The 23,288-nt window shown below is 55.0% G+C and carries 23 protein-coding genes; 4 read left to right on the forward strand and 19 right to left on the reverse strand.

Going from position 1 to position 23,288, the window contains the following annotated elements:
• Positions 1–49: 49 nt before the first annotated feature.
• The 3 genes from ACT3XD_RS00115 to rpoE form a co-directional block, all read right to left on the reverse strand.
• Positions 50–994, reverse strand: a complete 945-nt coding sequence (locus ACT3XD_RS00115) for a MucB/RseB C-terminal domain-containing protein (protein WP_192538876.1) — start codon at positions 992–994, stop codon at positions 50–52.
• A gap of 48 nt (positions 995–1,042) precedes the next feature.
• On the reverse strand, positions 1,043–1,789 hold the full coding sequence (locus tag ACT3XD_RS00120) for a sigma-E factor negative regulatory protein (RefSeq protein WP_192538875.1): 747 nt from the start codon (positions 1,787–1,789) through the stop codon (positions 1,043–1,045).
• Between the two features lie 341 nt (positions 1,790–2,130).
• Complete coding sequence (rpoE, locus tag ACT3XD_RS00125) at positions 2,131–2,730, reverse strand: RNA polymerase sigma factor RpoE (protein ID WP_018915838.1); 600 nt, start codon at positions 2,728–2,730, stop codon at positions 2,131–2,133.
• Between the two features lie 329 nt (positions 2,731–3,059).
• On the opposite strand from rpoE, the gene ACT3XD_RS00130 reads away from it, so the two are divergent.
• Positions 3,060–4,136, forward strand: a complete 1,077-nt coding sequence (locus tag ACT3XD_RS00130) for a 3-deoxy-7-phosphoheptulonate synthase (protein WP_192538874.1) — start codon at positions 3,060–3,062, stop codon at positions 4,134–4,136.
• A gap of 48 nt (positions 4,137–4,184) precedes the next feature.
• Here ACT3XD_RS00130 and dinG read toward each other — a convergent pair whose 3' ends face one another.
• Both dinG and rhlB read right to left on the reverse strand, forming a co-directional pair.
• Entirely contained in the window at positions 4,185–6,311 is a 2,127-nt protein-coding gene (gene dinG / locus ACT3XD_RS00135; protein WP_192538873.1) for an ATP-dependent DNA helicase DinG, read from the reverse strand.
• A gap of 5 nt (positions 6,312–6,316) precedes the next feature.
• Entirely contained in the window at positions 6,317–7,591 is a 1,275-nt protein-coding gene (gene rhlB, locus ACT3XD_RS00140) for an ATP-dependent RNA helicase RhlB (protein ID WP_018915835.1), read from the reverse strand.
• 145 nt (positions 7,592–7,736) lie between these two features.
• Here rhlB and ACT3XD_RS00145 point away from each other — a divergent pair, with 145 nt between their 5' ends.
• Both ACT3XD_RS00145 and xthA read left to right on the forward strand, forming a co-directional pair.
• Complete coding sequence (locus tag ACT3XD_RS00145) at positions 7,737–7,985, forward strand: hypothetical protein (protein ID WP_018915834.1); 249 nt, start codon at positions 7,737–7,739, stop codon at positions 7,983–7,985.
• On the forward strand, positions 7,985–8,818 hold the full coding sequence (gene xthA, locus ACT3XD_RS00150) for an exodeoxyribonuclease III (RefSeq protein ID WP_192538872.1): 834 nt from the start codon (positions 7,985–7,987) through the stop codon (positions 8,816–8,818). The genes ACT3XD_RS00145 and xthA overlap by 1 nt, the downstream gene beginning before the upstream one ends.
• Before the next feature lie 74 nt (positions 8,819–8,892).
• Here the strand turns inward: xthA and ACT3XD_RS00155 are convergent, their stop codons facing one another.
• From ACT3XD_RS00155 to ACT3XD_RS00220, 14 genes are all read right to left on the reverse strand, one after another.
• Positions 8,893–9,957, reverse strand: a complete 1,065-nt coding sequence (locus ACT3XD_RS00155) for a tetratricopeptide repeat protein (protein WP_192538871.1) — start codon at positions 9,955–9,957, stop codon at positions 8,893–8,895.
• 4 nt (positions 9,958–9,961) lie between these two features.
• Positions 9,962–10,726 carry an energy transducer TonB gene (locus tag ACT3XD_RS00160; RefSeq protein ID WP_192538870.1) on the reverse strand — a complete coding sequence of 255 codons (765 nt, stop codon included), beginning with the start codon at positions 10,724–10,726 and terminating at the stop codon, positions 9,962–9,964.
• Entirely contained in the window at positions 10,723–11,130 is a 408-nt protein-coding gene (locus ACT3XD_RS00165; protein ID WP_192538869.1) for an ExbD/TolR family protein, read from the reverse strand. The genes ACT3XD_RS00160 and ACT3XD_RS00165 overlap by 4 nt, the downstream gene beginning before the upstream one ends.
• The gene (locus ACT3XD_RS00170) at positions 11,123–11,665 is read right to left on the reverse strand and encodes a MotA/TolQ/ExbB proton channel family protein (protein ID WP_018915829.1); all 543 of its coding nucleotides are present in this window, start codon (positions 11,663–11,665) and stop codon (positions 11,123–11,125) included. Before ACT3XD_RS00170 ends, ACT3XD_RS00165 begins: the two co-directional genes overlap by 8 nt.
• A 1-nt stretch (position 11,666) precedes the next feature.
• The gene (locus tag ACT3XD_RS00175) at positions 11,667–13,031 is read right to left on the reverse strand and encodes a MotA/TolQ/ExbB proton channel family protein (protein ID WP_192538868.1); all 1,365 of its coding nucleotides are present in this window, start codon (positions 13,029–13,031) and stop codon (positions 11,667–11,669) included.
• The gene (locus ACT3XD_RS00180; RefSeq protein ID WP_192538867.1) at positions 13,018–13,827 is read right to left on the reverse strand and encodes a DUF3450 domain-containing protein; all 810 of its coding nucleotides are present in this window, start codon (positions 13,825–13,827) and stop codon (positions 13,018–13,020) included. Before ACT3XD_RS00180 ends, ACT3XD_RS00175 begins: the two co-directional genes overlap by 14 nt.
• 231 nt (positions 13,828–14,058) lie before the next feature.
• The gene (locus ACT3XD_RS00185; protein ID WP_192538866.1) at positions 14,059–14,466 is read right to left on the reverse strand and encodes an NUDIX hydrolase; all 408 of its coding nucleotides are present in this window, start codon (positions 14,464–14,466) and stop codon (positions 14,059–14,061) included.
• A gap of 78 nt (positions 14,467–14,544) precedes the next feature.
• The gene (nrdF, locus tag ACT3XD_RS00190; RefSeq protein ID WP_192538865.1) at positions 14,545–15,516 is read right to left on the reverse strand and encodes a class 1b ribonucleoside-diphosphate reductase subunit beta; all 972 of its coding nucleotides are present in this window, start codon (positions 15,514–15,516) and stop codon (positions 14,545–14,547) included.
• 87 nt (positions 15,517–15,603) lie between these two features.
• Positions 15,604–17,787 (reverse strand): class 1b ribonucleoside-diphosphate reductase subunit alpha, encoded by a 2,184-nt coding sequence (gene nrdE / locus ACT3XD_RS00195; RefSeq protein ID WP_444280533.1) that lies wholly within the window; start codon positions 17,785–17,787, stop codon positions 15,604–15,606.
• Positions 17,769–18,206 (reverse strand): class Ib ribonucleoside-diphosphate reductase assembly flavoprotein NrdI, encoded by a 438-nt coding sequence (gene nrdI, locus ACT3XD_RS00200; RefSeq protein ID WP_192538864.1) that lies wholly within the window; start codon positions 18,204–18,206, stop codon positions 17,769–17,771. The genes nrdE and nrdI overlap by 19 nt, the downstream gene beginning before the upstream one ends.
• 6 nt (positions 18,207–18,212) lie before the next feature.
• Positions 18,213–18,434, reverse strand: coding sequence for a glutaredoxin-like protein NrdH (nrdH, locus tag ACT3XD_RS00205; protein ID WP_018915822.1), 222 nt, complete (start codon positions 18,432–18,434; stop codon positions 18,213–18,215).
• 251 nt (positions 18,435–18,685) lie between these two features.
• A complete protein-coding gene (locus ACT3XD_RS00210; protein WP_192538863.1) occupies positions 18,686–19,297 on the reverse strand; it encodes a superoxide dismutase in 612 nt (203 codons plus the stop codon).
• Positions 19,298–19,510: 213 nt separating this feature from the next.
• Positions 19,511–20,437 carry an electron transfer flavoprotein subunit alpha/FixB family protein gene (locus ACT3XD_RS00215; RefSeq protein WP_444280534.1) on the reverse strand — a complete coding sequence of 309 codons (927 nt, stop codon included), beginning with the start codon at positions 20,435–20,437 and terminating at the stop codon, positions 19,511–19,513.
• Between the two features lie 14 nt (positions 20,438–20,451).
• The gene (locus tag ACT3XD_RS00220; protein ID WP_444280535.1) at positions 20,452–21,201 is read right to left on the reverse strand and encodes an electron transfer flavoprotein subunit beta/FixA family protein; all 750 of its coding nucleotides are present in this window, start codon (positions 21,199–21,201) and stop codon (positions 20,452–20,454) included.
• A gap of 399 nt (positions 21,202–21,600) precedes the next feature.
• Between ACT3XD_RS00220 and ACT3XD_RS00225 the strand changes: the two genes are divergently transcribed.
• Entirely contained in the window at positions 21,601–23,265 is a 1,665-nt protein-coding gene (locus ACT3XD_RS00225) for an electron transfer flavoprotein-ubiquinone oxidoreductase (protein WP_192537319.1), read from the forward strand.
• Positions 23,266–23,288 lie beyond the last annotated feature (23 nt).

Raw genomic sequence — 23,288 nt, forward strand, 5'->3', positions numbered from 1 at the left:
CTCGTAGTAAAGGACATTAATAGTAAAGGGCATCAACCGTTAACGACGTTTAATCAAACTCGACCGAATGAACGATACGCTGAAGCATGGACGGAGGGACTTCACCAATGCCTACCAACTGCCATTGCAAGTCACCTTGGGTATGCGCTTCAACCGCAATCGAGGAGACACCAATTTGGCTAACGCCACTTTTAAGATTTTGTGTGCCAGCCTGCGGCTCAGCAAAAATACTTACCGTTGCCAAGCCATCGCTATACAGGCGTTGATGCGCCTCTTCATCTCGCGCGGAAACGGGCTGCGCGACAAAACCTTCGGGCAACCACTCTGCATGCCAAGATGGCTCAGAGGCGGGTTGCGTGGCGTCCACGACAATTTGCCCCTCGTAGCGCTCGGGCTCATGCAGCTGGGTTACCTGAAAGGTTTCGAGAATTCGGTCGGTAGGATCACTGAGCACGTGCTTAAGCAACAGTCCCGTGGCGTTATCTAACCACCATTCATGGGTATAGCGCTGATTATCATGCGGTTCAAAGCGCAACTTCACCGCGTCTCGCCCAGCAACACGCGCGCCCTCTTCTAAACTAATGTCGTAAACCTCTGACGTGTGCTCCGTCCAACCTTTTAGCGAAGGAAAGCCATTGCTTCCATTAGCTTTCCAGGCTAGCTGCCCTACTCGCGAGCGGCGCTCAACACTGATGGAAGGCCCATCAAGTTGCTGCACCACCTGCTGGCGGATGCCATCCTGAATGCGATGGGAAAGCGCTAACGTGCGCACATCGATAGAATTAATCGCCACCGCTCTGGCCTGGAAGGTATAGCAGTGGCTCGCCTGTAAACTTCGTTCGAGCCACTGCTCAATGCTGGCGGGCGTTTCAGCAGCAGACGTATCAACACAAAGGTTCTGGGTATCGCTTTGTGCATACGCCTGTAAAGGCAACAGGCTGACGCTCATTAATGCGCCCAGAGCCACCAGCCTGCTTCGCCAAGTTACCATCATGCGGGGTATTCCTTCACTAACGATCGTCGCCTTATTAAGCCAGCGCTATCAACGCTGACCCAGCGGCTCAGTGACGGAAGAAGAACGCATCAACGGCATCCAGCTGTCGCCATTACCGTAAGCGGCACCTTGAGAGTGCTGCTCCAAATACGACTGCAGAAGCCTTATTTGATCAACATCAATGGCAGTACTTTGTTGCATGGTGGCAGTTTGCGGCACGGCTGCCGACTCAAAGCCCGCATCGCTTACATTCATAAAGCCGCTTTGCGACTGCCCCGTTAGCCTGAACGGCGTCGGTTCAAACATGGGCATGTTGGCAGACATCACGGAGGCAGGCTGAGAAGCGCCCAGGCTTACCGGCTGCACCTGCCCAGCCATAGAGCCGCCGTTTGATGCAGTCACCGCCATGTCGCCGCCAGTGCTAACACCCGTGCCACTGCTGTTACCGTTACCTAAAAACTGCACACCAGTGATCACCATCAAAGATACAGCAGCGGCCACACCCGCACCCCGTGCAAAAGAGATACCGTTTGAGCGCATGGGAGCGCGTTCTTGAGCATCATCAAGCAGCGGCGCAGGCTCGTCTTGCAAACGCGCCATAATACCGGCCGACAGATCAACGCTGATATCCACGCCTTGCTCACGCTGCATCATGCTGCGGGCCAAGTGGTAACGTCGCCACGTATCTGCCGCGTCAGCGTCATTTGGTAGTGCCTTCAACACTCGGCGTAGTTCCAGCTCATCACTTTCGCTATCCATTAATGCTGAAAGTGATTCCCGTGTGTTTTGACTCATACTTCACACCCTCACACTGTGTTAAATGAAGTCCTACCGCAGTACGGCAAATAAGCAGTGACCGCTGTAATAACTTCACAGGCTAAGACCTGAACAACTTGCCCTGCAATAAGCACTTACGTTAGTTCTAACTTAGGGCTTGTTGCTTAAGGCGCTGCTGTAAATAGCGTCACGGCTGTTAACTCTCTTCCGCTTATCGAAAGCGGTCAGCCTGTATGACGCTCCACTTTCCAGACAGTTCACAAAAAAAGTAAAAACGTAATTATTTGTGACCAATCCGTTAGCTACCCGACAAGGTCTAATGCGCAAAATACGCTATTGGGTACTGCTGTTATTGACCATTAATCGTCACGACTGTTCCGTGCGGTAGTCACCAAAGGGCGAATATGTTCATCCACCGCTTCACGAGCACGGAAAATTCGTGAGCGCACGGTTCCCACCGGGCACTGCATTATCTGGGCAATATCTTCATACGCCAGGCCATCAAGCTCACGTAACGTAATGGCGGTACGTAGATCATCCGGTAGGTTTTCAATCGCCTCATAAACCGCTGCCTCAAGCTGATCACGGGCAATGGCGGCTTCCGGCGACTCGGCATCGGCCAGCCGACCGCTTTGATCAACAATTTCGGCATCGACAATATCCAGGTCGCTACCGGGCGGGCGACGACCACGTGACACTAGGTGGTTTTTAGCCGTGTTGATGGCGATCCGGTACATCCAGGTATAAAAAGCGCTCTCGGCACGAAATTTACCCAGCGCCCGGTACGCCTTGATAAATGCCTCTTGCGCCACGTCCTGAACTTCCGAGTGATCATGTACGTAGCGTCCGATCAACCCAATAATTTTATGCTGATATTTTTTTACCAGCAGATCAAAAGCGCGCGTATCGCCTTTTTGGGCACGTTCGACAAGCTGTTGGTCCGTTTCCCGAGTGCCCATTCACACGCTCCTCCAGCTCGTACGACGTGCGTCGAGCCTTATTCCTATTAGCCCCTTTGCGCGGGCCTTCACAGCAAGCAACATAGTGTCCCTTGGGGATTAATTAATGATAGTGATGAAAGAGGCTAACAAAACAATGCCCCATAAATGATTCATAGCGCTAAGTGTTACGCGTTCTGTGCGACGCATCAAGCGCTTACCCCCTACTTGCAAAATCCAGGAGCTGACACTGTTCAACGCTGCCAAGTTCCTCAATAATTGATTTTTACCACTGTGACACGCCATAGTAGGTGCCATTTTCCGTTCATTGCGCAAGCATAGGTAGCTAGATGTCAGAACAGCAGGTTCACAATCTTAACGTCCTCGCTCAGGATGTTCTCACGACGCCGGACGCGCTTAAACAGGCCGTTCCTCTTACCGACGCGGCTGAACGCACGGTTATAGAAGGGCGCCAGACTATCCAAAATATCCTGGATGGCAAAGACCCCCGCCTATTGGTTGTGGTCGGCCCCTGCTCCATCCATGATGTTGAGGCAGCCCTGGATTATGCCCGTCGCCTTCGCACACTGGCCGACCAGGTAAGTGATAGCCTGTACATCGTGATGCGCGTTTACTTTGAAAAACCGCGCACCACCGTTGGCTGGAAAGGCCTGATCAACGACCCGCACCTTAACGACTCGTTTGAGATCGATGAAGGACTGCACATTGCTCGCAAGCTGCTCGTTGACCTGGCGGAGCTTGGTTTACCGCTTGCCACAGAAGCACTTGACCCCATTTCGCCCCAGTATCTTCAAGACTGTATCAGCTGGTCTGCCGTGGGCGCGCGTACCACAGAATCACAAACCCACCGCGAAATGGCTTCCGGTCTTTCCTCGCCAGTCGGTTTTAAAAACGGCACCGACGGCAGTCTGGATGTTGCCATCAACGCGCTGCAGTCCGTTGCCAACCCACACAATTTCTTGGGCATTAACCAGGCAGGTCAGGTATCGGTTATTCGCACTCGGGGCAATGCCTACGGCCACGTCGTGCTACGCGGCGGTAACGGCAAACCCAACTACGATAGCGTAAGCGTCGCCCTGGCGGAAAAAGAGCTTAAAAAAGCCAATATTTCGCCCAACATCATGATCGACTGCTCCCACGCTAACTCAAACAAAGACCCTGCTCTGCAGCCACTAGTCTTGGAAAATGTTACTAATCAGATTCTGGAAGGTAACACATCCATCATCGGCCTGATGATAGAGTCCAACATCGGCTGGGGAAGTCAGAAAGTACCTGCCGACCTCAGCCAGCTAGCGTATGGCGTCTCAATTACTGATGCGTGTATCGACTGGGATACCACCGTTGATGCCTTTAAGCGTATGAACGATAAACTGGCGTCGGTATTAGCCAAGCGTATTACTGTGTAACGATGCCTTGCCTTACCCCACTGCAGTAAGCTTCGCAGCGGGGTAAGGTTAGTGTATTTCTCTTCGAAATGGCGGCAACGCATCTAACAGCGCCTGACCATAGCGGCGAGTTATCACACGCTTATCAAGCAGTGTAATCGTCCCGTGGTCACTCTCTTTACGAATGAGTCGCCCGCAGGCCTGCACCAGTTTGATGGAAGCATCAGGTACGCTGATCCGCATAAAAGAGTTTCCCCCCTGACTTTCAATCCATTCGGCAAGCGTTGCGCCCACGGGGTCATCGGGCACCGCAAACGGCAGCCGGGTAATCACCACGTGGGTCAGATAATCTCCAGGCAGGTCGATACCTTCGGCAAAGCTTGCCAGCCCGAAAATAATACTCCCCTTACCTTTATCAACCGCCGCGCGGTGCTGAGTGATGAGCTCCCGTTTGGGCAGCGCATCCTGGGCAAGCACACGCTCCTTGATAGCCGCTGGCAGGCCCTTTTCCACGGCGCGCAGCTGCGCCCGTGACGAAAACAGCACCAGGGCAGCCTCTTTATCGGCTAGTTGCGTTACAAATTGCACAATAGCGCTTTCATGCGCTTCCCGGTCACTGGGATCGGTAGCCTCTTTGGGCACCCGTAGTACCGCATTAGCATAATTGAACGGGCTAGGCAGCGCCTGATAACGGTAGCGGTTTGCCAGCCCCGCCCGCTCCTGCAGCCGTTCAAACCGACCCAGTGCGGTAAGCGTAGCCGACGTTACCACCGCACCGTGGCAGCGCCCCCATAAATGCTTGGCCAGCGTATGGGCGGCCGATACCGGGCTTGCCGAAAATTCGATTTCAGGTTCACCCGCAACGCGGCTAAGCGTTACCCACCTGGCGCTGGGCGGCGCGTTGGGCGGGTCCTGCTCGCTAAAGGCCTGCCATAGCGCATGGGCCTCAAGCGCCCGGCCATGCAGTAAGGCCACTAGCGGTAGCCAGCTTTCGGCCTGCTCGCGATCAAGGCCGGTCTGTTTATCCGGATCAAGACTCTCACGTAAAATATCGCTGATACTCTCCAGACACCGCGAAAGCGTGGCGAACATGACCAGCAGTTGCTGTGCCTGGTCGCGCAGCGCATCGGGCACCTGGCCCTTTTCAAAGCGCGACTGCAGGGTGTTTTCTTCCTCTGACAGCCCGTTGGACCGGCCGGCAATCTGATGCCCGACGCTGAACACATCGCCAAGCACCGGCTCAAGACCCTGAATCACCTCTGGCAGACCCGCCAGCAAACGCGCGATGGTTGGCTGTATTGCCAGCGCTTGGTGCAGATCTGTCAAACTGCTTTTCAGCGTTTTTAGCCAGCGCACACAGCCGTGTACCGCAAATCGATGGGCAAAATGCGAGAGCGCCTTATCGGGCAGGTGATGGCCTTCATCGAAGACAAAAATGCAGTCCGCCGGATCGGGCAGAATAGCCCCGCCCCCCAAGGCCAAATCAGCCAGCACCAGATCATGATTGGCCACAATGACGTCGGCATTTTCAAGTTCACGCCGCGAGCGAAAAAAAGCGCAGGCGCCAAAATGGCCGCAGCGCCTTCCCGTACATTGGCGATGATCAACGGTAAGCCGTCGCCAGTGCGTATCCTCAATGGCGACTGGCCAGTTATCACGATCACCTTCCCACTCGCCCTGCCCGTAGGCTTCCGCCATATCGGTAGCCAGTACGGTAAAATCACTGCTTTGGGTTTGCAGGGAATGCTCGAATAGCGAAAGCGTGGGGTTAGGTTCAGAGCCTTCCAGCACCTCATCCAGCTTCGCCACGCAAACATAGCGGCCGCGACCTTTGGCCAGCGCGTAACGAAAGGCAATACCGCTATGGCTGGCAAGCGCGGGCAGATCCTGGTTAAGCACCTGTTCTTGCAGGGCGACCGTCGCTGTCGAAATGACCAGCCGCTTGCCGCGGGCTTTCGCAATCGGCAAGGCGGCGATCAGGTAGGCCAGCGTTTTTCCCGTGCCGGTACCCGCTTCAAGCACGCATACATGGCTGTCGCTTACACGCTTACCTTCACTATCGCTTTCGATATCCCCCAGCGTACGGGCAATTTCGGCAATCATCAGCCGCTGCCCGTAGCGTGGGGTAAGCTCGAGCTTTTCCACCACGCGACGGTAGGCGTCTTGAATATCGCTTTTTAAGGCATTATCGAGCATGCGCTTTACAGCATGCCTTCCGGCGGATGCTCGCAGGGAAGCTTGTCATTGATATAACGCTCGATTTCCGGCAGCGAGAAGGCATCTTCTTCACCCACAAAGCTGATCGAAACGCCTTTAGCGCCCGCACGACCGGTACGGCCAATACGGTGAACGTAGTCTTCCGGGTCTTCAGGCAGCGTATAGTTGATGACGTGGCTTACGTCTTCAATATGAATACCGCGCCCGGCCACATCGGTGGCTACCAGCACTTGAATTTCCCCTTCACGGAAACGCTCAAGCGTGGTGATCCGCTGACTCTGCGGCACATCACCGGACAGCATGGCAACGCTGACGCCGGCTTTCTTAAGCAGATCATCCAGCTTGCGAACCAAGTCACGGCGATTACCAAATACCATGACGCGCTCGAAACTCTCCTGCTCAAGCAGATTCACCAGCAGGCGCTGCTTGTCGTCATCGGAGACAAGGTAAACGCGCTGGTCGATATCGGCCTGGTTTTCAACCGTGACTTCAATCTCAACGTGGGCCGGGTTCAGCGTCCACTGACTGGCCAGATTCAGGATATCGTCGGTAAAGGTTGCCGAAAACAGGAACGTCTGACGCTCTTCTGTCTTTGGCGTGTAGCGAATAATACGCTTCACGTCTGGAATAAAGCCCATCGACAACATGCGGTCAGCTTCATCCAGCACCAGTACTTCGACTTCAGAAAGGTCGATATCGCGCTTTTGATGAAAATCCAACAGGCGGCCCGGGGTGGCAACCAGGATATCGATCTTTTTACCCAGGCTTTCACGCTGCTTTTGATAGTCCATTCCACCGACAACGCTTGCCACATTCAACTGAGTGAAGCGGGCTAGCGCTTTGGCATCTTTTTCTATCTGCAGCGCCAGCTCACGGGTAGGCGCAATAATCAGCGCACGCGGCGCCCCCGCTTTTTGACCATCAGGCGTCGGCTCTTCCAGGAAGTAAGCCAGCACCGAGATTAAAAACGCTGCGGTCTTGCCGGTACCGGTCTGCGCTTTACCGACAATATCGCCACCCAGCAGCGTTTGGCGTAACGCCTCGGCCTGGATCGGCGTGCAGTATTCAAACCCTTGGGCATGGATAGCGCGCATTAGCGGTAGCGGCAGATCAAAGTCATGGAAGCGCCATTTGCCGGCCACGGCAGGCACCTGAAACTGACGAAGATCCCAGCTAGACTGACGACGACGCGGTTTCCGACGGCGGCGTTTTGGCTTACGGTTCTGGGCCGATGCTATGGTCTGTTCCGACTCGCTCATAGGCTATGTATCTGTCCATTGCTGTGAATATTAGGCATCACGAAGTGCGCATTGTATCAGGGGTTGGCGTTAAGAGCGCGTCCTGCTGTCGAAGGTAGGCCAGAGCCTGTTAGAATGTGGCTTAAATCGACGTAAGGAGCGCGACATGACGCGTAAGAAAAAGACACGTTCGCTGGCCGACAAGGTGACGATCCGCACGGGGCGACGCAAAGATTACAAAAAGTGGCGCCACGATAACCCCGATCAGGTGGCGCCGTCACGCCGCTTTGTAGCAAAAAAGCAGCAGCAGCGTAAATTGCAGGCGGTTAAAAAACTGGCCCGCCAGCAAAGTGGTCAAAACATTGCGATTCATCCAGACAAAGGGGCTGAGCAAAAACCAGAGGATAAATCGTAATGCGTTTGGTTTCTTTCAATATCAACGGCATTCGTGCTCGACTTCATCAGCTACAGGCCTTGATTGATACCCAACAACCTGACGTTATTGGCCTGCAGGAAACCAAAGTTCAGGACAGCGAATTTCCCCTGGCCGATGTGGAAGCCATGGGTTACCACGTGTATTACCATGGTCAGAAAGGTCATTACGGTGTGGCACTGATGTGCCGCCAGAAACCTCAGGACGTTTTTTACGGATTCAGTGACGATGACGAAGACGCCCAGCGACGCATGATCGGGGTACGTCTGCTGGCCGATGACGGCGAGCCGATCACCGTATGGAACGGATATTTCCCTCAGGGCGAAAACGTCGAGCACCCCACCAAATTTCCGCACAAGGCGCAGTTCTATCGCCAATTAAAGCGGCTGCTTGATGAACAGCACCGTCCTGACGAGCGCTTGGCAATAATGGGTGATTTTAATATCTCCCCTGAAGATCAGGATATTGGCATTGGCGAAGATAGCCGCAAGCGCTGGCTGCGCGAAGGTAAAGCCAGCTTTCAACCGATTGAGCGTGAATGGCTTGAAGGCATTAAAGCCTGGGGCCTCACCGACAGCTATCGCCTTTGTCACCCAGAAAACAACGAGTGGTTCAGCTGGTTTGACTACCGCTCCAAGGGCTTTGACCGCGAGCCGAAACGTGGCCTGCGTATTGACTACATTCTCGTGACGCAGCCTTTAGCCGACTGCGTTCAGGCCGCCGGGATCGATTACGCAATGCGTGGCATGGAGCGCCCGTCTGACCATGCGCCGACCTGGAGCGATTTTGCGATCACGTTAAAAGCGTCTGCTTAGCCAGCTAGTGCCTGCCGCCACTGCGCGCAGGCAATCTCCCCCCTTAGTCCAGGCTAATTAGTAGCCGAAACCACTCAGTCGAAATTACTCAGCCACTGGCTTGCTTCTTCATCCCCCAGGCTAGCGGCCTGCTCTAATGCCTGCTCGGCCTGTGTTTCCTCTCCCCAGGCATAGGCTAGCTGACCATACTGGCGCCAGTCCTTGGCTGCCTGGGTTTGCTCAGCCAGGGCCTGCCACGCGCTTAACGCATTGTCGACGTGCCTGGCCTGCTGCCAGGCCGTCGCCAGCAGCCGTAACGTCTTTTCATCGCTTTCAACATCGCCGTTTTCCAGCGCTTGAGCTAAATGCTCGGCAGCACGCGCAGGCGTTCCTCCGGCCATATGCAGCTGAATAAGCAGCCACTGATCTTCTGGCGTCTCAAGCTTACCTAACTGCCAGGCCATTTCCCAAAGACCCGCCGCCACACCGGCCTGACCTGCCTGCTGGGCAAGCCCTGCCGCCTGACGCCAGGTTTCTATATCACTATCAGGGCTCAACCCATCCACCAGCCAGCTTAGTGCCTGCTCGTTCTGCCCGGCATGGCGCATTACGGCAAGCGCCAGCGCTTGCTGGCTTTCGTTGAGCTCTGGCGTTTGGCCAATGGCTTGCTCCAGCCGCTCAGCGGCGGCGTCCCACTGCTGCTCTTGCGCCATCAAGCCGACCAATCGCCATAACGCCTGGGTGTCCTGCTCGCTATCCAGCCACTCGCTTAGTAAGCCAATCGCCTGCTCATTTTGGCCCGCCGCGCGGCGCAGCGAGGCTTCTTCACGCAGCCAGCGCGCCGCTTGGTCTGTACCAACGCCACTGGTTTGGCGTGCCGCGGCTAAATGGTCGGCTGCCTGCGCGGGCTGATCCTGGCGAGCCAGGGCGCCGGCGGCCAGCTGATGATAGAGCGCACTCGCCCAGCGATCAGACGCATTGCCTCCACTTAAGCGCTGGGCCTGGGAGGAAGCGCGCTCGGCCACCGCCTCAACCGCACCCTCCTCCAACTGCTCCTGCAGGGCTTTCAGATCACGGATGATATCGCCAGGCAGCGGTGCATTGGCCTGGGCGACAGAAGCCCACACGCTGAACATTAGAATCCACGCTAAACGCTGCATACCGCTACCTCAACTGAAACTCTATGCGTTGTGTGGCGCGCCGTATCTGCTGGCTGCCCGCAAACTGCCATTGCGCAATCGCATCCTGCGCGGCATCTTCAAATACGCGCCGCGGCTGAGCATTGGTTACCCGAATGGAGGAGCGATCAACGCTGCCGTCACGCCGAATAATAAATTCCACCTCAACAAACCCTTCCATGCCTCGACGCTGTGCGCGTGAGGGGTACGTGGGGTTGACGCGGTTGGTGGGCGCTACCTGGCCTACACTCACCGGCTCATTAGACGGCGGTGCTTCAGCGACGGGCGCTGCTTCACGCGGCGCGGGCGCTTCGGTGGGCGTCGCGGCAGGTGCTGGTTCAGCTGGCGGCTCAGGCGTTGGCTCCGGTGCAGGGTCTGGCCGCGGCGTTGGCTCGGGCGTGGGCTCGGGGGTAATTTCCGCTAGCTCCGGCAGCTCATTATCCATTTCAACCGGCTCGAGGGGCACCTCGGGCAGCTCGACCTCAGGTAGCGTAATAGCGCTATCGGTTACCGGAGGAGGCTCAGGCGTTGGCATGGGGGGTGGCGCCTGCTGGGGAGCCGCCTGTGCAGGCTGAGGTGCAGGCGCCTCTTGCTCAGGCGCGACCTCAGGTGCTTCAACCATATTCATCGTCATGGTCATTATGGGCTGTTCGGGCTCACTTTCTGGCGGTGTTACTAATAGCGCCAGCAGCCAGAACAGCCCGACTGCCAACGTAATTCCCACAAGAAACGATACCGTATGACGTATCATGGCGCGCTCCGACTCGCCGCCACGGCCACCTGGTCAACGCCAGCCTCTTTCAAGCGGTCCATGACTTCAATCAACAGCCCCGTGGTGGACTCACGATCCGCCTGGATAACGGCAGACCCCTGCTCGGTCAACATTCCGGCCACTTCGCGCCCGACCTGATGGACATCCACGGGCTTGCCGTCCACCCAAACGGCGCCTTCAGGAGTAATGGCCACCAGCACCTGGGCTTCCGGACGCGGGCTTGCCGCACTCGATTCTGGGCGTTCAATCTCGATACCGCTTTCTTTAATAAAACTGGTCGTTACGATAAAGAAGATCAGCATAATGAACACCACGTCCAGCATGGGCGTCAGATTGACCTCATTGCTTTCTGCGTTTGCGTCCATTGAACGGCGTCTACGCATCATTCTCCTCCAAGGCACGTGCCAAGCGGTCATGTAACCGCTGGTCTTCGCGACGAATCACGTGCTCTAAACGACTAATAAACAATAGCCCCACCACTGCAATCGCCATACCGGTCAACGTGGGCAGCGTTGCACGCGCCACACCGTCGGCCATGGCGCGCGCCTGATGCGTGTCACTCATAGAGAGGCTATCAAAGACAGTAATCATGCCGGTGACGGTGCCCAACAGACCTAACAGCGGGCAGAGCGCCACCAGCAGTTTTAACCAGGGCAGCGGACGACGAAGCCTGGCAACCAGCGCTTCTGTCCATACGTGGCGCAGCGTACGCGCGCTCCAGCTGCGGTGGTCGCTGCGCGCAGTCCAGCGGCGAATCAACTGCCGACGGGCGGAGCGCCAGGTAATGCGGTAGTACCACCAGCGCTCTATCGCCATGCCAAACACCAGCACCGCGACCAACGCCAGCACGACCAGCACCGCACCACCGGCATCGACCAGCCGCTCTACCGGTTCAAGCCAGAGAGGTAGCGTGGGCATATCAATTCACCGCAGTGGCATGAACAGTAGATTGAGCTTCCAAATGATCTGCCAGGGTCGCACTCGCCTCGCCTTCGATCACTTGACTTAGATGACGGCTGCGGCTCGCCAGCGCCGTTTGCGCAAACAGCAACGGCACCGCCGTAATCAGGCCTAATACCGTGGTAACCAATGCTTGGCTAATCCCCCCAGCCATTAACTGCGGGTCGCCGGTACCAAACACGGTGATGGCCTGGAACGTTACGATCATGCCGGTTACCGTACCCAGCAGCCCCAGCAGCGGCGCAATGGCGGCCAGCAGCTTAACAATCGGCTGGCCCCGCTCAATGCGCGGCAACTCTGCCAGTACCGCCTCATCCAGGCGCGCTTCCAATGCTTCAGGGGTCTGGTGCTTATCCATTTCCTTAAAGCGTAGCAGTACGCGACCTAGCGGATTATGCGTCTGCAGCTGGTCAAGCGACTGGCGCTGGCGGCGCACGCGGACGCTCTGCAGTACTAAATAGATATATTGAACCAGTGCTACCAGCAGACCCAACACCCCCAGCACTACAATCACGTAACCCACGTAACCGCCTTGCTGGAAACGCTCCCAAAGGCTTGGGCGCTGGGAAAGCGCCTGTAGAACAGGCCCCTGAGTGGGGTCGATCATGAATTCCCGACTGTCACCCTGATGATAAGCCGCGAGAACATTCTGAATTTCAGCTGGCGTGCGCGGCACTTCAGCCAAGTGGTCGTTATCGCCATCCTGACGCAGCAGCGCGGTTTCGGTAAACGCGGCAAAATCACCTAAACGCACCACGTCACGCGGCGCAATAGTGCCACTAGCATCGGCTACCGGCAGCTCCAAACGCTCAGCCTGGCCGGTTTTTGCCGTTAGTATGGCCAAACTATCGACCACATCTTCCAGCTGGATACGCTCAAGCACTTCGGCATCATCCAGGCGAGGTGGCAACACTTCCTCCCGCAAGGTTAACCAGCTTTCTTCGCCTAGCGCGCTGCGCACTTCGGTGCTATGCCGGGCAAGGTTCGCAAGCAGCCCCGAAAGCGCTTCGCCCTGTTCATCTTGTCGCGCGGTTAATTCACTGGCCTGCTCAGACTGTTCGGCCTGCTGAGCTTGCAGCGCCTCACGCCGCTCTTCAGCCGACTGATGGGCCGCTCGGGCGTCTTCAAGCGCGGCGTTTAACGCTTGCTGGTCTTCCAGAAAGTTTTCCAAGCGCTCCTGGTCGCGCATTTCGGCGGCCTGACGCGCTTCACGCAGTGATGAAACGCTATCGCTTTGCGCCGAAGACACACCGCTGACAGCAAGAAGCCCCATCAGCAGGCAGGCGCCGCCCAGACGCTGAAGACGCTGGCTATTCAGGCTCATGGCTGACCTCCCTGTTGTTCTGAAAAGATTGTTCTGAAACGGTGATCGACAGCGGCAACCGCAGCAGATCCGGTGTGCGCTGGTCGGCCGCGATACGCAGACCGTTGCGCACTTCGCGTCGCGCGCGTTCATCCAAGGGCTGCCACTCGTTGCTCGCAGCGTCCCAAACGCCCCCTTCACGTGCATCAGGCGTCAGGTAATAAAAGCCGATACGGCCTACGCGCAAATAGTCCACTTCGTGCACGCTGCCTTCAGCGCTCTGCAAACGTCCGCGCCAGTTATCGATTTCACGCCCGTAGTCCAGCTCGGCTCGCCATGCTTCCAGCAAGCTATTGATGCGCTCAACCGTATCTTCGCCCTGCTGCCCTTCAGAAGTTGTCACTCGCGCCAAACGCTCATCGCGTAAAAACGGCAGGTCGCGCTCAATCCAGCGGGTTAGCTGTTCTTGCATATCCTGCTCGATCAGGGGTAGCGCGGCACGGGTCTCTTCGAGCGTATCCAGCGCGGTATTTAAACGCTGCTGGCGCTCGGCTTCCTCTGCCAGACGCACGCTTAACGAGGCGTTTGTGGCATCCATTTGGCGCGTTTCACGCTCCAAACGGCGCAGTTCTTCTAGCGCTTCTCGGGTTTCTTCATCGGCTGCGTCAATTTGCTGTTGCAGAGCCGCTTGGGTTTGCTGGGCTTCTACACTCTGGGCCGCCTGGCCCGCTGTTTCATCGCTTGCCATTAGCGTACCGCTGACTAGCACGCAGGCTAGGCAGCACCCACGCAAAACAAAGAAAGGCCTGTTCAGCACGTCGACTCTCCGTTACTGCCTAGCGGGCTTTAAAAATGGCCGCGCTAGAAACTAATTAGTTATAAGAACGATTTGCGTTTAAACTCTACGTGCCTAGCCTACCACCATTACAATAAATGACAATATTTATCATTCACATCAAGGCGCTTTTTGCTTTCTTTCGGATATAAAAAAGGGCGCCTACTGGCGCCCTGGTTATAATGCTGAATTAGCCACTTAGGCTTGGTACTTTTAAACGTTCAACATTACATAGTCTTTGGTTAGCGGAGCCAGAGGAAGCTCCCACGCCTGCTCACGGCTGACCCATATGGCTTCTGCTATTTCAGCCGCAGCCTCTACCGGCTCATCAATCACCAGCCCATAAAGCTGCGCTTCTATAGTCACGCCAGGCTCATTCGCCGCCGGTGCCGTTTGCACACCCAAAGAAAGCAGCCGATCTTCAGTGACCTGCAAACCTAGCTCTTCTTGAAGCTCACGGCATAGCGCCGCCAACGCGGTTTCGCCCGGGTCGATCTTGCCGCCCGGCTGCATAAAGAAAGCCGTGTCCTGTTTACGCACCAGCAGCAGGCGACCATCGGGATCACTCACAACGGCCGCTACAATTTTCATTACGCTGACTGTTGGCGTTACATCTGGCATGGCTCTTCCCTCTTTTTATACGTACCACTTACCACTTACCACTTACCGTTTACTCTAACACTTATCGGGCTAGCGCTATTAGAATGCCCAGTCGTCATCTTCTGTGGCAATGGCTTTACCAATCACATACGAGGAGCCTGAGCCTGAGAAGAAGTCATGGTTTTCATTAGCACTGGGCGATAACGCCGCCATGATCGTCGGATCAACGTCGGTAACGCTGCTTGGGAACAGAGGCTCATAGCCCAGGTTCATCAGCGCCTTATTGGCGTTGTAGTGAAGGAACTTCTTCACATCTTCAGAGAGGCCAACCTCGTCATACAGCGACTCGGTGTAGCGCACTTCGTTATCGTAAAGCTCAAGTAGCAGCTCGTACGCATAATCTTTGACTTCCTGCTGACGCGCGGGTGTCGCTTCCGCCAAAGCCTGCTGGAACTTATAGCCAATATAGTAGCCGTGTACCGCTTCATCACGAATGATCAGGCGAATAAGGTCAGCGGTGTTGGTCAGCTTGGCATGGCTTGACCAGTACATGGGCAGATAGAAACCGGAGTAGAATAAAAACGACTCCAGGAAAACGCTGGCCACTTTACGCATCAACGGATCATCGGAGCGATAGCGCTCCAGAATTAGCTCGGACTTGGCCTGAAGCGTGGGATTCTCTTCACTCCAGCGGAAGGCATCGTCCACATCACGCGTGGCACACAGCGTTGAGAAAATCGAGCTGTACGAACGCGCATGCACTGACTCCATAAACGCGATATTGGTATATACCGCTTCTTCATGAGGTGTGCGGGCATCTTCCATTAGTACCGGCGCACCAACGCTACTCTGAACGGTGTCCAGCAGCGTCAACCCTGTAAACACGCGAATAGTCAGCTGCTTTTCTTGCTGAGTCAGCGTATTCCACGATTGAATATCGTTGGACAGCGGCACTTTTTCCGGCAGCCAAAAATTGCTGGTCAGACGGTTCCACACTTCAAGATCCTTGTCATCCTGAAGGCGGTTCCAGTTAATCGCATTAATCCGCGATAAGCGTTGCGTGGTGGTCATGATATAACTCTCATCAAAAAGCGCCGTATTACATACGGCGCGTAAAATACGCATATCAGGTGCTGGCGCGAGCTTCAGGCACGAGGATCAAAGCGTGCAGGAAACACAGCCTTCAATTTCCGTACCTTCCAGCGCGCTTTGGCGCAAACGAATGTAATAGAGCGTTTTAATGCCTTTGCGCCAGGCGTAAATTTGCGCCTTATTGATATCGCGCGTTGTTGCGGTATCCGGGAAGAACAGAGTCAGCGAAAGCCCCTGGTCTACGTGCTTGGAGGCCTCGGCATAGGTATCAATAATTTTCTCAGGACCAATTTCATAGGCGTCCTGGAAGTAATCGAAATTTGCTTCGTTCAAGAACGGCGCCGAGTAATAAACACGCCCAAGCTTGCCCTCTTTACGAATTTCGATCCTGGCCGCTACCGGGTGGATACTGGAGGTCGAGTGATTAATATACGAAATCGAACCAGTAGGCGGCACCGCTTGCAAGTTGCGGTTGTAAAGCCCGTGCTCCATGACTGACGCTTTCAACTCCTGCCAATCCTGCTGAGTGGGTAGCGTAATACTGCTACGCTCAAACAGTCCACGGACTTTCTCGGTACGCGGCAGCCACTCTTGATCAACGTACTTATCAAAAAACTCGCCCGTTGCGTACTTGGAGTCCGCAAAGCCCGCAAAGGTATCGTTCTGTTCAATCGCCAGACGATTGGAAGCGCGTATGGCATAAAACGCAATGCAGTAGAAGTATAGGTTGGTGAAGTCCAACCCCTCTTCGGAGCCATAATAAATGTGCTCGCGTGCCAGGTAGCCGTGCAGGTTCATTTGACCAAGGCCGATCGCGCGAGATTTCGCATTACCTTCAGCAATGGAAGGTACGCTGCGCAGGTTGCTCATTTCAGAAACAGCCGTTAACCCGCGAATCGCAATTTCAACGCTTTCACCAATATTGCCAGCATCCATCACCTTGGCGATATTCATTGAGCCCAGGTTACAAGAAATATCCTGGCCCATTTGGCGGTAGCCAAGGTCATCATCATATTCTGTCGGCGTATTCACCTGCAGAATTTCCGAGCACAGGTTACTCATATTGATACGCCCGGCAATCGGGTTGGCCCGGTTGACCGTATCTTCAAACATGATGTACGGATAGCCCGACTCAAACTGTAGTTCTGCCAACGTTTGGAAGAAAGCCCGCGCGTTAATTTTTTGCTTATGGATACGCGCGTCCGCCACCATCTCATGGTACTTCTCGGTGACGCTGATATCGCCAAACGGTACGCCATACACACGCTCAACGTCGTAGGGCGAGAACAGGTACATATCGTCGTTACGCTTGGCAAGCTCAAACGTAATATCTGGAATAGTGACGCCCAGCGACAGCGTTTTAATACGGATTTTTTCATCCGCATTTTCACGTTTGGTATCCAAAAAGCGCAGAATATCCGGATGGTGCGCGTTGAGATAAACCGCACCCGCACCCTGACGAGCACCCAACTGGTTCGCGTAGGAGAAGGCGTCTTCCAGCAGTTTCATAATCGGGATAATGCCCGATGACTGGTTTTCAATACGCTTAATAGGCGCGCCTGCTTCGCGAATATTGCTCAGCAGGAAGGCAACACCGCCGCCACGCTTGGAAAGCTGGAGCGCTGAGTTAATCGAGCGGCCGATTGACTCCATGTTGTCTTCAATACGCAACAAGAAGCACGACACCAATTCACCGCGCTGCTGCTTACCGCAGTTAAGAAAAGTAGGCGTAGCCGGCTGGAAGCGACCACTGATCACTTCATCCACCAAGGATTTTGCCAGCGCTTCTTCACCGCGGGCCAAGGTCAGTGCCACCATGCAGACGCGGTCTTCGTAGCGCTCAAGGTAACGCTTGCCGTCGAATGTTTTTAGCGTATAGCTGGTGTAGTACTTAAAGGCGCCTAGAAAGCTTGGGAAACGGAATTTGTAGGCATACGCCTGCTCAAACAACGCTTTAATAAAGGCGAAGCTGTATTGGCCCAGCATTTCCGCTTCGTAGTAGCCCTCTTCCATCAGGTAGTCGAGCTTTTCTTCCAGCGAGTGGAAAAAGACGGTGTTCTGGTTAACATGCTGCAAAAAATACTGGCGCGCAGCTTCACGGTCTTTATCCAGCTGTAATTCGCCGTTGGCACCGTACAAATTAAGCATCGCGTTGAGCGCGTGATAATCCAATGTACGCGCCTCGGAGGCTCCCGTAGCCGGCTGCTTTGGTTCAGCCAAGTTTTTCGTGACTAGGTTTGTCGTTTCCAAAACTCTTCTACTCCTTTGCGGACCTTGGCTACGTCGTCATCGGTGCCAAATAATTCAAATCGATATAACAATGGCACACGACACTTTTCTGCAATAACGCGACCAGCCAGGCCATACGCTTCGCCAAAATTAGTGTTTCCGGCAGCAATGACGCCGCAAATAAGGCGTCGATTCTGTTCATCGTTGAGAAAACGAATAACTTGCCCTGGCACTGCACCTTTTGCTTCTCCGCCCCCATAGGTGGGCGTGATTAGTATGTAAGGTGTAGTGACACGTAGCATCGGTTCATCACGCCCAAGCGGTAGCCGTTGAGCAGCCAGACCAAGTTTTTGTACAAAACGATGAGTATTACCTGACTTGGTGGAAAAATAGACCAGGCTGCCAGCTATTGGTGTTTCAGCGGCGGCGTCCACCAACATAAAAATTTACGCCAATGCTTGAATACGATCAGGGCGGAAGCCTGACCAGTGATCATCGCCTGCCACCACAACGGGAAGCTGACGGTACCCAAGGGCCTCCACTTCTTGTTGGGCACCCGACTCGGCCGTAATATCGATAACGGTATACTCTAAACCGTGCTTATCCAGGGCGCGATACGTAGCAGTACATTGGACACAAGCAGGCTTGCTATAAATTTGGATTGCCATGGTCATTTTTCCTTTTCATAGCGGTATTTTTCGGGTAGAGCAGCATTAGTGCTTCACCCTCTCTAAAGACAGCACGCATACTATATATAGACCATGAGAAAATCAATTCAAGCATATATGGTATTTTTTTCATCCACAGGTTATTGACAGCTCATACCCAGCATCCCCTTTGAAAATAAAAAAACCGCCCCACGAAGGGGCGGTCTTTTGTAGACGCCATAAGCTGGCATCTTAGCGTATATAGCGCGAAATTAAGCGATTGCTGCTTGGTAACGACGCTCTACATCTTCCCAGTTAACTACGTCAAAGAACGCAGAAATATAATCAGGACGCTTGTTCTGGTACTTCAGGTAGTAAGCGTGCTCCCAGACGTCCAGAACCAGCAACGGCGTGTTGCCGTGCATCAGCGGGCTATCCTGGTTCAGGGTGTTTTCAACAACCAGTTTTTTCTCAGGTGTAACGCTGAGCCATGCCCAGCCGCTACCAAAACGGCCTAACGCCGCTTTCTTGAACTCTTCTTTAAAGGCGTCTAAGCCGCCCAGTTCGCTCTCAATGGCGTTTGCAACATCACCCTGGGGCTGACCGCCACCGTTGGGTGACATCATTTGCCAGAACATGGAGTGGTTAGCATGACCACCGCCGTTGTTAATAACCGCCTGACGCTTAGCTTCAGGTACGCGATCCAGATTAGAGACGAGCTCTTCAATCGCAACGTCCTCAAGACCCGTGCCTTCTAGTGCAGCATTGAGGTTATTTACATACGTTTGATGATGACGCGAATGGTGGATTTCCATGGTCATCGCATCAATATTCGGCTCGAGAGCGTCATACGCGTACGGCAGTTCGGGAAGTGTATGTGCCATATTATCATCTCCTTGAGTGGCTTTCGTTGCGTTCACTACTAATAGGTGCGGCCAACCGACACCTTTTTCAACCGCCCTGGCGGCGTTTTCTCATGTCGTGCCCGTACTTTAGCTAACAACGGCGTGTTTATCTAATACATGCATACGAAAAAGCCGGCTAACAAACGAGCCGGCTTAAAATCACTGGCCTAAAGTGCAATCCGGCGTAGCGATTTATAGCTTGCTTTCAAGCTCGGGCAGAATCTCGAACAGATCGCCCACCAGGCCGTAGTCGGCCACCTGGAAGATCGGCGCTTCGTCGTCCTTGTTGATCGCAACGATCACTTTGGAGTCTTTCATGCCCGCCAAGTGCTGAATGGCGCCGGAGATCCCCACCGCGATATACAGATCTGGAGCGACGATTTTACCGGTTTGACCAACCTGCATATCGTTGGGTACAAAGCCTGCGTCCACCGCGGCGCGCGAGGCGCCTACCGCCGCGCCCAGCTTGTCGGCAATCCCGTTAAGCAGTTTGAAGTTGTCGCCGTTGCCCATGCCGCGGCCACCGGAGATGACGACCTTGGCACCGCCGAGTTCGGGGCGGTCAGACTGCGCCAGTTCTTGTTTCACAAAGCTTGACTGGGTGTTCTCGACCACCACGTCTACCGCTTCCACCGTGGCGCTACCGCTATCGCTGACCGCGTCAAACGCGGTGGTGCGTACGGTCATCACTTTAAGCGCATCATCGCTTTTCACCGTGGCGATGGCGTTGCCCGCGTAGATCGAGCGCTTGAAGGTATCCGCGCTTTCCACCGCAATCACGTCAGACAGCTGGCTGACATCTTTCAACGCGGCCAAGCGCGGCAGGACGTTTTTGCCCGTGGTGGAGGCGCTGGCCAATACGTGGGTGTAGTCGCCGGCCAGCTCGACCAGCAAGGCGCCCATGGGCTCGGCGAGCTGGTGGGCATAGACGGCGTTATCCGCCACGCGCACTTTGCTGACGCCGTCCAGCTTGGCGGCCGCGTCGGCGGCGGCTTGAACGCCTTCCCCGGCGATCAGCACGTCAATATCGCCACCGATCGCTTTGGCGGCCGCCACCACGTGGGCGGTTGCGCCCGCCAACTGGCCTTCATGAAGGTCGGCAAGTACCAGAATGCTCATGCGTTCGACTCCTCTTAAAGCACCTTGGCTTCGTTTTTAAGTTTATCGATCAGTTCGTCCACGGAGGCGACCTTGATGCCGCCTTTGCGCTCGGCCGGAGATTCCACCTTGAGCAGGCTGACCTTGGACGCCACCTCGACGCCATAATCGGCGGGGGTCTTGACGTCCATGGGCTTTTTCTTGGCCTTCATGATGTCCGGAAGCTTGGCGTAGCGCGGCTCGTTCAGGCGCAGGTCGGTGGTCACAATCGCCGGGAGCGTCAGCGCAATCGTCTGCAGACCGCCGTCGATTTCACGGGTGACGTTGACCTTGTCACCATCGACAGCCACTTCCGAGGCAAACGTGCCCTGAGGCAGATTGGTCAGCGCAGCGAGCATCTGGCCGGTTTGGTTATTGTCAGTGTCGATCGCCTGTTTACCCAGAATCACCAACCCCGGCTGCTCTTCATCGACGACGTTGGCCAGCAGTTTGGCAACCGCCAGTGACTCGGCCCGTTCGTCGGTTTCGATATGCAGGGCGCGGTCGGCGCCCAGCGCCAGCGCGGTACGCAGCTGTTCCTGGGCGGCCTTGGGGCCAATGCTGACGGCAACGACTTCCGTGGCCACGCCCTTCTCTTTGAGGCGCAGAGCCTCTTCCACGGCGATTTCGCAGAAGGGGTTCATGGCCATTTTGACGTTGGTAAGATCCACGTCGGAGTGATCCGCTTTAACGCGGATCTTGACGTTGTAATCGATGACGCGTTTAACCGCGACGAGTACTTTCATAGGTTCCTCGCTTGGCTGGTGGCAAAAGCCGTTTACCCAAGTCGGCACCCGCTTTGCGGACACCGCTTATAAAAGAGTCAGCCTCGCCATGGTGACGTAATGGCAAGGCTTCGATAAATTCATGCAAGCGTTTGATAGGTACGCAATCAAAAAACCCTATCAATTTGCCACAGCCTGCTGGGTGGCAACAATACCCATTCTCAGCGCAATGGTCGAAGGACTGCCCTAAATAGCACTACCTGTGGCTCACTTAGCCGGAAAGGCGGGTTTTACCATCGTAGGCGTGACCTGACACAGGTATTATGCCTATCATGGAGTATAACCAGAAGCAAACGACCGTTTTAAATTAAGGCCGTGTTTTTATAAGGCACTGCACTTATGAGAATAAGGAGAAACCAGGTGGAAAATGTTGAACGCGATGTCATGGACTTTGATGTAGTGATTGTAGGCGCGGGTCCGTCCGGACTTTCCGCAGCCTGCCGCCTGATGCAGCAAGCCAATGAAGCCGAACAGGAGCTGACCGTTTGTGTTGTGGAAAAAGGCTCTGAAGTCGGTGCACACATTTTATCCGGCGCTGTTTTTGAACCGCGGGCTCTGGCGGAGCTGTTTCCCGACTGGCAAGAGCGTGGCGCTCCCTTAAACACCCCCGCCACTCGTGACGATGTTTACCTGCTTAAAGACGCGCACAAAGCTCAAAAGCTGCCAAATGCCGTAGTGCCCAAGAGCATGCACAATACCGGCGGCGATATCACCCGCTATGTGATCAGCGCCGGCAATCTATGCCGCTGGCTCGCCGAACAGGCAGAGAGCTTGGGCGTTGAAATCTTCCCGGGCTTTGCCGCACAGGAAGTGATTATTGAAGAAGATGCCGTACGCGGAATTATCATTGGCGATATGGGTGTGGCCGCTGACGGCACGCCGAAAGATGGCTATATGCCCGGCATGGAGCTGCGTGCCAAGTACACGCTGTTTGCCGAGGGCGCGCGTGGCCATTTAGGCAAGCGTCTTATCGAGCACTTCTCTCTTGATTCAGGGCGCGATCCGCAACACTACGGCATTGGCCTGAAAGAGCTGTGGGATGTGCCCGCCGACAAGCATGAGCCCGGTGTGGTCGTGCATGGTTCTGGCTGGCCTTTGGATAAGAACGCTCATGGGGGCTGGTTCCTTTATCACGCTGAAAACCAGCAGGTCGTGGTTGGCCTGATTATGGATCTGTCTTACCAGAATCCCTGGCTGTCGCCGTTTGATGAATTTCAGCGCATGAAGCATCACCCGGCACTAAGCCAATATCTGGAAGGCGGCAAACGTGTGGCTTATGGCGCTCGGGCCATTACCAAAGGCGGGTTTAACTGCTTGCCCAAGATGACCTTTGCAGGCGGCTTGTTGATTGGCTGCGATGCCGGCACGCTTAACTTCTCCAAGATCAAGGGCCTGCATACGGCAATGAAGTCAGGGCTGGTCGCGGCAGAAAGCGTCTTTGAAGCGATTAAAGGCGGCGATGAAGGCGCCCAGGAACTGACTAGCTTCACTGAGAAGTGGGAAGCCAGTTGGGCCTATCAGGAGCTAAAAGAGAGCGCCAGCTTTGGTCCGGCGATTCACAAATACGGCACGGTGGGCGGCGGCGCCTATAACTTTGTTAACCAGCTACTGGGCAGCAAATTACCCAATGTGCACGACACGTCTACCGATCATGGCGCGCTAAAGCTTGCGTCTGAGTTCGAAAAAATCAACTACCCAAAGCCTGACGGCAAGCTGTCTTTTGATAAGCCGTCTTCGGTGTTTCTCTCCAACACTAACCACGAAGAGGATCAGCCGTGCCATCTGCGCCTTGATGACCCCAAAATTCCTATCCAGGAAAACCTGCCCAAGTACGCCGAGCCTGCTCAGCGCTACTGCCCAGCTGGGGTTTATGAAGTGGTGGAAGATACGGCAGGCGAACCACGCTTTCAGATCAACTTCCAAAACTGCGTGCACTGCAAAACCTGTGATATTAAAGACCCGGCCCAGAACATCAACTGGGTAGCGCCAGAAGGCGGCGGCGGCCCCAACTATCCGAACATGTAATACCCGCACGTGCTCTTTAGAGC

It is taken from the genome of Halomonas sp. AOP7-B1-5, assembly GCF_052353045.1.
Lineage (GTDB): Bacteria > Pseudomonadota > Gammaproteobacteria > Pseudomonadales > Halomonadaceae > Vreelandella > Vreelandella colorata.